General features: G+C 62.6%; 13 protein-coding genes. 6 read left to right on the forward strand and 7 right to left on the reverse strand.

What is annotated here, in order from left to right:
* Positions 1-19: 19 nt before the first annotated feature.
* Both frr and pyrH read right to left on the reverse strand, forming a co-directional pair.
* Positions 20-583: a ribosome recycling factor gene (gene frr / locus RYZ20_RS03045; RefSeq protein WP_317670392.1), complete on the reverse strand. Its 564-nt coding sequence runs from the start codon at positions 581-583 to the stop codon at positions 20-22.
* Positions 584-648: 65 nt separating this feature from the next.
* Entirely contained in the window at positions 649-1,410 is a 762-nt protein-coding gene (gene pyrH, locus RYZ20_RS03050) for a UMP kinase (RefSeq protein ID WP_411572310.1), read from the reverse strand.
* Positions 1,411-1,501: 91 nt separating this feature from the next.
* Here pyrH and miaA point away from each other — a divergent pair, with 91 nt between their 5' ends.
* Both miaA and RYZ20_RS03060 read left to right on the forward strand, forming a co-directional pair.
* The gene (gene miaA / locus RYZ20_RS03055) at positions 1,502-2,404 is read left to right on the forward strand and encodes a tRNA (adenosine(37)-N6)-dimethylallyltransferase MiaA (RefSeq protein WP_317670393.1); all 903 of its coding nucleotides are present in this window, start codon (positions 1,502-1,504) and stop codon (positions 2,402-2,404) included.
* Positions 2,405-2,510: 106 nt separating this feature from the next.
* Entirely contained in the window at positions 2,511-3,389 is an 879-nt protein-coding gene (locus RYZ20_RS03060) for an AraC family transcriptional regulator (RefSeq protein WP_317670394.1), read from the forward strand.
* 3 nt (positions 3,390-3,392) lie between these two features.
* Here RYZ20_RS03060 and RYZ20_RS03065 read toward each other — a convergent pair whose 3' ends face one another.
* The 5 genes from RYZ20_RS03065 to RYZ20_RS03085 all read right to left on the reverse strand — a co-directional run bounded on the left by RYZ20_RS03065 (position 3,393) and on the right by RYZ20_RS03085 (position 8,511).
* Positions 3,393-3,731, reverse strand: a complete 339-nt coding sequence (locus RYZ20_RS03065) for a DUF779 domain-containing protein (RefSeq protein ID WP_317670395.1) — start codon at positions 3,729-3,731, stop codon at positions 3,393-3,395.
* 83 nt (positions 3,732-3,814) lie between these two features.
* On the reverse strand, positions 3,815-5,344 hold the full coding sequence (gene adh / locus RYZ20_RS03070) for an aldehyde dehydrogenase (protein WP_317670396.1): 1,530 nt from the start codon (positions 5,342-5,344) through the stop codon (positions 3,815-3,817).
* Between the two features lie 222 nt (positions 5,345-5,566).
* Positions 5,567-6,538 carry a GAF domain-containing protein gene (locus tag RYZ20_RS03075; RefSeq protein ID WP_317670397.1) on the reverse strand — a complete coding sequence of 324 codons (972 nt, stop codon included), beginning with the start codon at positions 6,536-6,538 and terminating at the stop codon, positions 5,567-5,569.
* Between the two features lie 117 nt (positions 6,539-6,655).
* On the reverse strand, positions 6,656-7,390 hold the full coding sequence (locus tag RYZ20_RS03080; RefSeq protein WP_317670398.1) for an RlmE family RNA methyltransferase: 735 nt from the start codon (positions 7,388-7,390) through the stop codon (positions 6,656-6,658).
* Positions 7,390-8,511 (reverse strand): Ppx/GppA phosphatase family protein, encoded by a 1,122-nt coding sequence (locus tag RYZ20_RS03085; RefSeq protein WP_317670399.1) that lies wholly within the window; start codon positions 8,509-8,511, stop codon positions 7,390-7,392. The genes RYZ20_RS03080 and RYZ20_RS03085 overlap by 1 nt, the downstream gene beginning before the upstream one ends.
* Before the next feature lie 277 nt (positions 8,512-8,788).
* Here RYZ20_RS03085 and RYZ20_RS03090 point away from each other — a divergent pair, with 277 nt between their 5' ends.
* The 4 genes from RYZ20_RS03090 to RYZ20_RS03105 all read left to right on the forward strand — a co-directional run bounded on the left by RYZ20_RS03090 (position 8,789) and on the right by RYZ20_RS03105 (position 12,893).
* Positions 8,789-9,100 carry a virulence factor gene (locus RYZ20_RS03090; protein WP_317670400.1) on the forward strand — a complete coding sequence of 104 codons (312 nt, stop codon included), beginning with the start codon at positions 8,789-8,791 and terminating at the stop codon, positions 9,098-9,100.
* 14 nt (positions 9,101-9,114) lie between these two features.
* Entirely contained in the window at positions 9,115-10,008 is an 894-nt protein-coding gene (locus RYZ20_RS03095; protein ID WP_317670401.1) for a methylenetetrahydrofolate reductase, read from the forward strand.
* A 2-nt stretch (positions 10,009-10,010) separates the two neighbouring features.
* Positions 10,011-10,988, forward strand: coding sequence for a methyltetrahydrofolate cobalamin methyltransferase (locus RYZ20_RS03100; protein WP_317670402.1), 978 nt, complete (start codon positions 10,011-10,013; stop codon positions 10,986-10,988).
* A gap of 585 nt (positions 10,989-11,573) precedes the next feature.
* Positions 11,574-12,893: a DUF2927 domain-containing protein gene (locus RYZ20_RS03105; RefSeq protein ID WP_317670403.1), complete on the forward strand. Its 1,320-nt coding sequence runs from the start codon at positions 11,574-11,576 to the stop codon at positions 12,891-12,893.
* The last annotated feature ends 29 nt before the right edge of the window (positions 12,894-12,922 follow it).

The raw sequence follows: 12,922 nt of genomic DNA on the forward strand, positions 1-12,922 counted from the left end.
GCCTGTCCCTACCTTTAGCTCAGACTTGCATGATTTCGGCTTGCTTCGCCTCAAGAGCCTTGTCGACCAGCGCAATGTGCTTGTCGGTCATCTCTTGCACCGAAGTTTCCCAGAACTTCTGGTCATCCTCGGACATGCCGTTCGACTTGGCCTTCTTGACCTGATCCATCCCGTCACGGCGCACATTGCGCACGGCGACGCGGGCGTGTTCGGCATATTGCGCGGCAACGCGGGTCAGTTCCTTGCGGCGTTCCTCGTTCAGTTCGGGGATCGGCAGCATGATGATCGGACCGTTGGTCTGCGGATTGATCCCCAGACCGGATTCACGGATCGCTTTCTCGACCTTGTTGATCAGCCCCTTGTCCCAGACGTTGATCGTCACCATACGCGGCTCGGGCACGTTCACGGTGCCGACCTGGTTGATCGGGGTCAGCGAGCCATAGGCGTCGACCATGATCGGTTCAACCATGCTGGCCGAGGCGCGTCCCGTGCGCAGCGAGGCAAACTCGTGCTTAAGCGCACCCAAAGCGCCATCCATACGGCGCTCAAGATCATCAACGTCGATTTCAATATCATCGGACATGTTATTTTTCCGTCTTATTATGCGGCCTGCCCCGATCAGTAACGCAGGTTGGCCCTGAAAGATAGTTACCCTTGCACCGAGGTGTAGGTGCCCTGCCCCGCGAGGATGCCCTGGAAGCCGCCCGGCTCATCCAGAGAGAACACGATCAGCGGCAGGTTGTTGTCACGCGCGAGCGCAATGGCCGAGGCATCCATGACCTTAAGGTTCTTTTGCAGCACTTCGTCATAGCTGACGGTATCGTAGCGCACGGCATCGGGGTGCTTGACCGGGTCTTTATCATAGATCCCATCGACCTTGGTGCCCTTGAAGATCGCCTCGCACGACATCTCGTTCGCGCGCAGCGTCGCGGCGGTGTCGGTGGTGAAATAGGGGTTGCCGGTGCCGGCGGCAAAGATGCAGACGCGTTTCTTTTCAAGGTGGCGCACGGCGCGGCGGCGGATGTAAGGCTCGCAGACCTGATCCATCGGGATGGCCGAGATCACGCGGGTATGGATGCCAAGCGCCTCAAGCGCGGCCTGCATACCAAGCGCGTTCATCACGGTCGCCAGCATCCCCATATAGTCGGCGGTGGTGCGTTCCATCCCCTGTGCGGCGCCTGCCAGACCGCGGAAGATATTGCCGCCCCCGATCACCATGCAGATCTCGACGCCAAGGGCATGCACCGATTTTACCTCGCGCGCGATGCGATCGACGGTCGGCGGATGAAGCCCGTATCCCTGATCGCCCATCAGGGCTTCGCCAGAGATTTTCAACAGGACCCGCTTATACTTGGTTTTTGCTTCCTCGGCGGCGCTCATTTGCGGTCCCTCATTGTCGGTTGTATTCATCGGGCAAAATGTCCCAAATGTCGGCCATGTTCAACCGCTGCGAACAGCTTAAAGCGCGCGCAATGCAGAAAACTCGCCGACAAGTCCGGAAATGATAGTTAACACACTGAAAAACCTTCCTGAAATTCTTGCCGATGCCCCCGTGTTGATCGCTGGTCCGACGGCAAGCGGCAAGTCGGCACTGGCGTTAGGGCTGGCGGACCGGCTTGGCGGCGTGGTTGTGAATGCCGATGCGCTTCAGGTCTGGTCGTGCTGGCGGGTTCTCTCGGCGCGACCTTCGGTTGCCGACGAGGCTGCGGCCCCGCACCTGCTTTATGGCCACAAGCGCGCGGGCGAGGACTATTCCGTCGGCCATTGGCTGCGCGAGGTCGCCGCCGCGCTTGAGGACTGGCGAAACGGTGGGCCGGTGCCGATCATCACCGGCGGCACGGGGTTGTATTTCACCGCGCTGACCGAGGGGCTGGCCGATATTCCGCCGACCCCGCCCGCGCTGCGCGAACTGGCCAATGCGCGGCGCGAGGCGGAAGGGCATGGCGCGATGCTGGCGGAACTTGACCCCGAAACCGCCGCGCGCATCGACCGGCTGAACCCGATGCGCATCCAGCGCGCCTGGGAGGTGCAGCAGGCCACGGGGCGCGGGCTGGCCGCCTGGCAGGATGACACGCCCCCGCCCCTTGTGCCGCTGGACGCCTGCACGCCGCTTATGCTGGAGGCCGAGCGCGACTGGCTGGCCGACCGGATCGACCGGCGGTTTGACATTATGCTGGAGACCGGTGCCCTTGATGAAGCCCGCGCAATCGCTCCGATCTGGGACGCCTCCGCGCTTTGGGCCAAGGCCATCGGCGCGCCCGAACTTGTCGCATTTGTGCAAGGCCGGATCGAATTGGACGAGGCGCGCAGCCTCGCGCAGGCCGCCTCGCGGCAATATGCCAAGCGGCAACGCACATGGTTTCGTAGCCGGATGGGCGCGTGGCACAAGATCGCGTGTCCTTGACGAGGGCCGGCGGGATATTGCTATCGGTTTCAAATTTTTGTTGAAAAATAACACCTTCCAGCCATATCCTCAGGCGGCTTGACCCCGATACAAGGCCGCCCCCCCCGTGAGACTGTTCACCGCCCCCCCTCTGTCGCAATTCGCCAAACCCCAAGCCAGAACCGACGCCCCGCCAAAGGCGGCCGAGGACATCTCGCTCGAGACCCCGCGCGCGGTCCGCATCGTGCAGCTCCAGCGCCTGGCGCAGAACGGGCGCTGGCGGGCCGAAGCGATGCGCGCGCTGACGGAATCGTGCCTGATCTGGTTCACCCGCGGTCAGGGGCGGATCACACTCAACGGGGTGACGCGCGGCTATGGCGCGCATAATGCGGTGTTTATTCCGGCGGGCGTGATGCATGGCTTCGAGATGAGCCAGCAAACCAACGGGTTTATCATCTATTTCGGCAATGGCTCGGATGTCACCCTGCCCCAGTCGGTGCAGCATCTGCGTATCCGCGAGGCGGGCGCGCAATCCGAACTCTCCGCCATTATCGACGCGGTCCAGCGCGAGATGGCCAGCGATCGCCCCGGCGCGGATCGTGCGGCGCGCCACCATCTTGGGCTTCTGGGTGTCTGGCTGGAACGCCAGATCGAGCTGAACCCGCCCGAGTCTACCGGCCATAATGCCGCGAAACGCCTCGTCGCGCGCTATACCTTGCTGCTGGAGCGCGAATTCCGCTCGGGTCACGGGGTTGGTGACTTTGCCGCCGAACTGGGTGTGACACCGACGCATCTGACGCGGGTGTGCCGTCAAAGCTGCGGGCGCGGCGCGTCGGAAATGCTGCAAGAACGGCGACTTTACGAGGCGCGGCGCTTGCTCAGCGACACGAAAGCCCCGGTGAAAGACATCGCGCACTCGCTTGGGTTTACCACGGCGGCCTATTTCACGCGCGCGTTTCATGCAAAAACCGGCCGCACCCCATCCGAGTTCCGGCGCGGGAAGTAGTGCCTATTCGGGACGTTCGCAGATCTCGGACCGGGTCAGGAACCGCATCGGCCGCCCGTTATCAAGGCTGAACTGCCCGCCGCCAAGCCCCGGCATCGCGTCAATAATCAGGTCGGTGTGCTTCCAGACCTCGTATTGCGCGCCCGAGATATAGACCGGCATCCCGCCGACCTCGCCCAGCTTCACGTCGCCATCCCCGATGCGGAACTCGCCTTGCGGATAGCACATAGGCGCCGATCCATCGCAGCAGCCCCCCGACTGGTGAAACAACACAGGCCCGTAATCCTCGACGATCTCGGCCAGAAGCTTCAACGCTTCGGGCGTTGCACTGACTTTAGACATCGCGTCCTCCTGCTACAAACGCCAAAATGGCCGCCCCCCGAGAGAGGAAGGGGGACGGCCGGGACCGGGAAAACCCGGGAGGATCAGAAGAACCCGAGCTTGTTCGGGTTGTAGCTGACCAGCATGTTCTTGGTCTGCTGGTAGTGATCGAGCATCATCTTGTGGGTCTCGCGGCCGATACCGGACTGCTTGTAGCCACCAAAGGCTGCGTGTGCGGGATAGGCGTGGTAGTTGTTGACCCAGACGCGACCGGCCTGAATGTGGCGACCGAAGCGGTAGCAGGTGTTCGCATCACGCGACCACACACCCGCGCCCAGACCATACAGCGTGTCATTCGCAATCGAGAGCGCGTCATCGGCGTCCTTGAAGGTCGTGACCGACACAACCGGCCCGAAGATTTCCTCCTGGAACACACGCATCTTGTTGTGGCCCTTGAGGATCGTCGGCTGGATGTAGAAGCCGTTGTTCAGCTCGCCCGACATCTGCGCCGCGCCACCGCCGGTCAGAACCTCGGCGCCTTCCTTGCGACCGATGTCGAGGTAGGAGAGGATCTTCTCTTTCTGCTCAAGCGAGGCCTGCGCACCGATCATGGTCGCTGCATCGCGCGGGTCGCCCTGAATGATCGCCTGCGTGCGTTTGATCGCGCGCTCCATGAACTCGTCATAGATGTCTTCCTGAATAAGCGCGCGGCTCGGGCAGGTGCAGACCTCGCCCTGGTTCAGCGCGAACAGCACGAAGCCCTCGATTGCCTTGTCGAAGAAGGCGTCATCTTCGCGGCAGACGTCCGAGAAGAAGATGTTGGGCGACTTGCCCCCCAGTTCCAGCGTCACCGGGATCAGGTTTTCCGACGCATATTGCATGATCAGACGGCCGGTGGTGGTTTCACCAGTGAACGCGATCTTGGCGATACGCTTGGACGATGCCAGCGGCTTGCCTGCCTCAAGGCCGAAACCGTTGACGACGTTCAGAACGCCCGGCGGCAGAAGGTCGGCGATAAGCTCGGCAAAGACCAGAATGGCGGCGGGCGTCTGCTCGGCGGGTTTGAGGACAATGCAGTTACCGGCGGCCAGCGCGGGGGCAACTTTCCAGGCCGCCATCAGCAACGGGAAGTTCCACGGAATGATCTGGCCGACAACGCCAAGCGGCTCGTGGAAGTGGTAGGCGACGGTGTCGGCGTCGATTTCCGACATGGTGCCTTCCTGACCGCGCAGAACGCCTGCGAAGTAACGGAAGTGGTCGATCGCCAGCGGAATATCGGCAGCGCGGGTTTCACGGATCGGCTTACCGTTATCCCAGGTTTCGCACACGGCCAGAAGCTCGGCATTCTCTTCCATCCGGTCGGCGATCTTGTTCAGGATGTTGGCGCGCTCGGTCGGCGAGGTCTTGTGGCCCCACAGTTCCTTGGCAGCGTGTGCCGCATCCAGCGCGTCCTCGACGTCGGATGCGTCCGAACGGGCGATTTCACAGATCTTCGCGCCGGTCAGCGGCGTGATGTTGTCGAAATAGCGACCCGCGTTCGGTTCTTTGAACTGACCGTTGATGAAGTTGCCATAACGCTCGCGGAAGGGCTTAACCATTACGCCCTTGAATTCGGAAGCCAGATCGTTGGCCATGAGTATCCTCCCTTGGTGTCCATTGGTATTGCCGACGTCCTCCTCGACGCCGGGTATGGACCAAGAGTGCCGCCGCGAAAGCCACCTGAACAGGTAGACTAAAGGTCTATACCCGCCGATCTGTCTCAGCCCCGAGACAGGTGCATCCGCAGAAAAACAAAGGGATTCATGAAAAAAGGGGCCGATTGGCCCCTCTTGCGACTTTGGTCGTAGACCTTGGGTCTAGACCTCAAGGCGCAGCGCCTTGGCCTTGCGGTAAAAGGTGGCGCGCCCGATTCCCAGATCCCGCGCGGCGGCCGAGACATTGCCACCCGTTCGGGCCAGAGCGCGCGCCATCGCGGCGCGTTGCGCCTCTTCCAGCCCGCCGCCTGCCGCCTGCCCCAGCAGGTCATTCGCGGGCAGCCGACCGATCTGGTCCCCCTCGATTCCGAACTGGCGCCGCGCCGCGCGGGTTGCGCCCACAATCAGATCGTCGCGGTCCAGCGCCAGAAGCATCACCCCTTGCGGTGCGGCCTCTCCGCCGCCCGCCGACAGGATGCGCGCGCCCTGATAGGAGGCGCGGAACATATCGGCCTCGATCCGCTGCGCCGCGTCCTGCACCGTCAGCGACACAAGGCTCGCGTAGCCCTCGGTCATATCGCCGCGCGCGGAACTGACGTCGATCACGCCCGCAAGCTCGCCCTCGGCGCCGAACACAGGCGAGCCCATACAGGTCAGCCCGATATTGCCCGAGCGGAAATGCTGATCGCGCCAGACCGTGACCGAACGCCCCTCGGCCAGACAGGTGCCTATGCCGTTCGTGCCCTCGGCACCTTCGGACCAGTCAGACCCCGGCGCAAGGTTCGAGGAATGGAAATCGCCCGCGTCCCCGCTGCGCACGCGCTCGTCCAGAACCAGCCCTCCCGCGTCCGATAAAAGCACCGTGCAGCCCGCGTCACAGGCCGCCCGCGCCAGCCGGTCCAGAACCGGCGTTGCGATTTGCAGCAAAAGCCCCGCTGCCTCGCGCCGCGCGCGGACCTCATGCTCGGTCAGGCGGTCTGCGCGGCCCTTTTGCGCCGGATCTATGTTATGGTGGATCAGCGAGCGCCGCCAGCTTGCGGCAAACCCCGCCCGCCCCGCAGCCGAGGTAGAGGCCACGACCTCGCGCACGATATCGGCGTGATGGCGCCGCCCCCCGCGTGTCTGCGACTGCATAGGAAAGCCTCCCCTCTTTCGGATGCGAAGGCTTAGCCTAGGCCGATTCGGGGTTTGCTCAACGAAAATTCGCCGCCGCAGATGCGAAACCTGTCTCGGAAATGAGACAGAATACCCTTACTCGCCTTCGTGGCGCTTGCCGCGGAAGCCCTGCGCCACGACGAATTTCTCGGAACTGTCGGACCGCGAGCTTGGCGGCTTGACGTTCGCGACCTTCTGGAAGTTCTTTTTCAGAATGTTCAGAAGCTCGTTCTCGGCCCCGCCCGCCAGAACCTTGGCGACAAAGGTGCCGCCCTCTTCAAGCACATCAAAGGCGAAATAGGCCGCCGCCTCGCACAGAGCGATGATCCGCAGGTGGTCGGTGTTCTGATGCCCCGAGCTTGCCGCCGCCATATCCGACATCACCACATCGGCCATGCCGCCGAGCCATTCTTTGACCTTGTCGTCAGCGCCTTCTGACAGGAAATCGAGCTGGTGGATCTCGGCCCCCGCAATCGCATCGACCTCTTGCAGGTCGACGCCCAGAACGGTGCCGATCTTTTTGCCCGACTTCTCGCCAAGCGCATTCACCCGCTGCACCGCGACCTGACACCAGCCACCGGGAGCACAACCAAGGTCCACCACCCGCGCGCCGGGCACAAGGAAGCGGTATTTCTCGTCCAGCTCAAGGATTTTGAACGCCGCGCGACCGCGGTAGCCCTCTTTCTTGGCGCGCTGCACATAGGGGTCGTTCAACTGCCGCTCCAGCCAGAGCGTCGAGCTGAGCTTGCGGCCCTTCGCGGTTTTCACCCGCACGCGCAGATCGCGCTGGCCACGCCCCGAGGTATTCTTGCCGGTCGGTGTTTTTGCCATCAGATCTGTCCCATTTCTTCGAGCACGCCATCGGCGGCCATTTGTGCATAAAGCAGCCCTTCGCGCAGACCACGGTCGGCAACCGACATCCGGTCGGTCGGCCAGACGCGCATCAACGCCTGCAAAATCGCCGCGCCCGACATGATCAGCGTATGCCGGTCGCGCCCGATCCGAGGATCGTTGCGCCGTCCATTCGGCCCGAGGTTCAAAAAGCTGCGGATCACCGCGTCGATCTGGTCAGACGTCATCGTCAGCCCGTCCACGCGGTTACGGTCATAGCGTTTCAGCCCGAGGTGGCACGCCGCCACCGTCGTTACCGTCCCCGAGGTGCCGATCACCTGAAATCCCTCTTTCGGGCTACCGGACGCATAGGGGGTAAAATCGGCCAGCTTTTCCTCGAAAAACCAGCTCATCAGCGCAAACCGCGCGGCATCATCCTCGACATCCGAGAACTGGTCTTTCAGCGTCGCAACCCCCAAAGGCACCGAAATCCAGTCCAGCACCCGCGCGGCAGGCACGCCATTCTCGGGTTGGTTAAAGCCCCCCGACAGCCGCATGATGGCACGCGCGCGATCGGGCGCAGGCACGCCCGAGATGTCGATCCAGACCAGTTCGGTCGAACCGCCGCCAATATCCACCACCAAAAGCTGTTCGGTCTTGGGGTTCACCAGCGAGGCGCAGGAAATCACCGCCAGACGCGCCTCTTCCTCGGCCGGGATAATCTCCAGCGGTAAGCCCGTTTCCTTGCGCACAAACCGCATGAATTGCTTGGAGTTGCTGGCACGACGGCACGCCTCGGTCGCGACAAGGCGCATCCGCTTGACGCCATGCCCCTCGATCTTGCGGCGGCAGATTTGCAACGCCTGAACCGTGCGCGACATGGAGCTACGCGAAAGCCGGCCAGAGGCTTCAAGCCCATGACCAAGCTGGACAGCCTTGGAAAAGCTGTCGATCACCTGGAACTGATTGCCCTTGGGACGGGCGATCAGCATCCGGCACGAGTTGGTGCCAAGATCGAGCGCAGCATAAAGCTCGCCCTTCTCGGCGCTAGGAGCGGTCGCGGGGTGCTCTACCGATTTCTTCGGGAACGCGCCCGCAGACCTGGGACGCCTGGGCGCCATTCGCACGCCCTCCGATTTCAAGTTGCCCCCAACCTAGCGCGCCGCGCGGGGCGGTTCAAGGGAGCACGATCACCTCTATAGTATATCGCAGACCCGGTTTGGTGAGCCGCGCTCATCTTAACCATGCGGATTTTTCCGATTAACCCCGCTGGCCTGCCCCCACCATTGATTGCTATGAAACCGCGACCAACGTCGCCACAAGCGGCCCAAATGTCGAAATCCGTCATCGGTGACGCAAACAGATGCGCGATGGTGTGCCCAAGGAGAAGGATTCGAAATGGCTGAGATTACCCTCGTTCTTTGGCGTGACATCCCTGCCCAGATCATTGCGGGCAAAGGGCGGCGCGGGGTTAAGAAACCCCTGCCCGAGCGTTTTGAACAGGCGATCGACCGCTGCGCCATGAAAGTGGGGGCTGCCGACACCGATGCCTATCTGGCCGAATGGCGCAAACAGCCCATCGGCGAGGTCGCAGGCACCGATGAAGAGGCTGCCGAAGCCGAACTGGCGCGGATTATCTCCGACTACGACACCGCGCGCATCAAAGCGCTGATTGATAACGACGGCTGGGAAACCTCCCTGCCCGCCTGACGGAGAAAAAAGATATGGCGCTTGTGAATTTCAGCCGTAATGCGGCGTCGGGCCCCGCGGATGGGCAGGTCACTGAATTCCTTAACGGGTTCTCGATGGAGGTGATGCCGCGCACCGCCGAGAAGGTCGAGAGCTTTGCCGAGATCATGCCCAAGGGCACGCGCGTTTATATCGCCCATATCGAAGGCACCCCGATCGAAGAAATGGTCGCGACCGCCAAGCGTCTGCGCACCGAAGGCTTCGAGCCGATGCCGCACTTCCCCGCCCGCATCATCCGCGATGTCGCGCAACTGAACGACTGGGTTGCCCGCTACAAAGGCGAGGCAGATGTCAAAGAAGCGCTGCTTCTGGGCGGCGGGGTGTCGAAGCCCGTGGGTGAGCTGGATAACTCGATGCAGTTGATCGAAAGTGGCGCCTTCAACGGCTTCTCGCGCCTGCACGTCGCCGGCCACCCCGAAGGCAACCGCGACATCGACCCGAAAGGTGGCGACAAGGCGGTGATGGAAGCGCTGCAATGGAAGCAGAAATTCTCGGAGCGCACCGACGCCGATATGGCGATTGTCACCCAGTTCGCCTTTGAGGCCGCGCCGATCATCGAATGGGCCGAAGGTCTGGCCGCTGCGGGTATCACCATGCCGATCCATCTTGGCATCGCTGGCCCCGCAAAGCTGCAAACGCTGGTGAAATTCGCCATTGCCTGCGGTGTTGGCCCCTCGCTCAAAGTGCTGCAAAAGCGCGCCAAAGACGTGACCAAGCTGCTTAAGCCCTTCGAGCCGACCGAGCTTTTGAAGGAAATGGCCGCCTATAAGGCCCAGAACCCCGCCTCGCTGATCGAGGCTGTCCACTTCTTCCCGCTCGGCGGGATCAAGACCAACGCGACTTTCATCGCCGAGACCACGAAAGGCTGACCATGACCCGCACTGTAATCGAGTCCAAAACCAAGACCGTTGTAATCGGCTTCGACGAGCCCTTCTGCGTTATCGGCGAACGGATCAACCCGACCGGCCGCAAAAAGCTGGCCGCTGAACTGGAGATGGGCGATTTCTCGACCGTCGAAAAAGACGCGATCGAGCAGGTTGCCTGCGGCGCGACCGTTCTCGACATCAACTCGGGCGCTGTGTTCTCGAACAAGATGGCCGAAGACCCGCGCTACGCCGACAACAACTTCGTCGAACCGCCGCTGATGGCCGAACTGGTCAAGCGCGTCCAGGCGATCACCGACGTGCCGCTGTGCATCGACAGTTCGGTTCCGGCCGCGCTCGAGGCTGGTCTGGCCGCCTGCGAAGGCCGCCCGCTGCTGAACTCGGTCACCGGCGAAGAAGAGCGTCTTGAGCTGGTTCTGCCGCTGGTCAAGAAATTCAACGTGCCGGTCGTGGCGATCTCGAACGACGACACCGGGATTTCCGAAGACCCCGACGTGCGTTTCGAAGTGGCCAAGAAAATCGTCCAGCGCGCCGCCGATTTCGGCATCCCCGCGCATGACATCGTGGTTGACCCGCTGGTGATGCCGGTTGGCGCTATGTCGACCGCTGGCCGGCAGGTGTTCACCCTTGTGAACCGCCTGCGCACCGAGCTTGGCGTGAACACCACCTGCGGCGCATCGAACATCTCGTTCGGCCTGCCGAACCGTCACGGCGTGAACGGCGCCTTCCTGCCGATGGCAATCGGTGCGGGCATGACCTCGGCGATCATGAACCCCGTGCGCAGCCAGGAGATGGAGGCCATCCGCGCCGCCAACATGCTGATGGACCACGACCCGAGCGGCACCGAGTGGATCAAGCTCAGCCGTGTGCTGGACGCGATGAAAGAAGGCGCAACCTTCGCCGAAGCCTCTGCCGCAGCGCAGGCAGCAGGTGGTGGCCGTGGTGGCCGCCGTCGTCGCGGCTAAGACAGCGATTCCTCCCCAAAAGCGCGTCCCGAAGAAATTCGGGGCGCGTTTTTTATTGGATTAGCGACAATCGCCCACGCTTTCGATGATTAGCCGCAACCCGACCTGCAATCAGGAGGTGAAATCCGGATAATTCGGTTTTCTGCGGAAAAAGTCCGGGATTTTACGTTCGCATTTTGGAAACAGGCCGTCCCACCCGAGCAGCATTAACCAATTGATTCGCGAATTTCAGCGACAGTTTGTTTCCTGTTTCGCGGTCAAACGCTGATCGAGGCGCGAAATGTGGCAACAAAAAGGCGGGGATGTGGCACAAACCTGCCACTACATCTGGTTCGGCCTTAGAAAAATCAGATTGAATGCCAAATATTTACTGGTCGAACTTAATCTCTCCGGATTATCCTTCGGGGACAAACCTGGGAACAACGCACTGCCATGCGTCATATATGTCTGCCGCTCCGTGCGGTCTCTGCTGCCACTGAGACCGCACAACCCGCGCGCCTGCCAACACAAGCGGGCCGCTCCGTAACGAAACGGATCGCCACCGTCGCTTTTGCGGCGCTTCTGTCCGCATGTGTCGCGCAACCGATGAGCGAGGCGCCGACGGCGCGCGCCTCGGCCAGTGCAATCGAGCTGCCGCTGGCCGACCCGCTGGTAGCGCCGGTCTCTGCGCCTCCGCGTGCGGCTTTGCCATCGAATGCCGCGCTTACGCGCGACTTCATGGAACTCAGCTTCGCCCTTGAAAGCGGGCGTCCGCTGCCGCGCTTCACCCGCTTTGAGGGGCCGATCACCGTCTCGCTTACGGGCAAGGTCCATCCGGTCGCCCCGCGTGAGCTGGACCGTCTGGTCGCGCGCCTGCGCCACGAGGCGAACATCCCGATTTCTGTCGGAGCGAGCGCGACCGACCATATCAACGTCGAATTTCTGCCCAAGTCCGAGATGAAGCGGCAGGTGCCGAATGCCGCCTGTTTCGTTGTGCCGGGGGTCTCCAACTGGCAGGATTATCTGGCCAACCGCCGCACCGCCCGGACCGATTGGACACAGCTTGCCCGGCGTGAGCGGATGACGGTTTTCGTGCCTTCGGACAGCACGCCGCAAGAGGTGCGCGATTGTCTGCACGAAGAGGTAAGTCAGGCGCTTGGCCCGGTGAACGACCTTTACCGCCTGCCCGATACGGTCTGGAACGACGACAACTTCCACACCACGCTGACGCGCTATGATATGACGATCCTGCGCGCCTATTACGCGCCGCAGATCTGGTCTGGCATGTCCCAGCCCGAGGTTCTGGCCGCGATGCCGCGCGTGCTGGCGCAGGTGAACCCCGCAGGCGGTCCGGTGAAAGCGCTGCACGAGAACCCGACGCCCGCCGCCTATGTCCGCGCGATCAACCGCGCGCTTGGAGGTGTATCATCGCTCGGCGCACGCAAGGCCGCGGCGCGCGAGGCAATCGCGATCTCCGCCTCGCAAGGCTGGACTGACACCCGCGCCGCCTTTGGCTGGTTCGTGCTGGGGCGGCTGGAGCTGCCGACCTCGCCCGCGGCCGCGACCAACGCTTTCATCAACGCAGGCACGATCTATCGTCGTATTCCGGGCGCGGGAATTCAGGCCGCGCATGTGGATATGCAACTGGCCGCCTATGCGCTGTCCTCGGGGCGCGCGCAGGATGCGATCCAGCTTGTGAACCGCTCGCTTTCGGCGGCGCTGAATGGCGAGAACGCGGCGCTGATGGCCACGCTCTATATGATCCGCGCGGAAGCCTATGACCAGTTGGGCAACATCGCGCAGGCGCGTCAGGCACGGCTCGACATGGCCCAGTGGGCGCGCTATGGCTTTGGCTCGGATGCGGCCGTGCGCAGGCGTGCCTCCGAGGTTGCCGCCCTTGCCGATGCGGGGGCCAGAACGAACTGACCGGACCTCGCATCGGGGTTTCGGCCCCG

Origin of the sequence: Pseudothioclava alba, assembly GCF_033100795.1 — a bacterium.
In the GTDB taxonomy this organism is placed as follows: domain Bacteria; phylum Pseudomonadota; class Alphaproteobacteria; order Rhodobacterales; family Rhodobacteraceae; genus Pseudothioclava.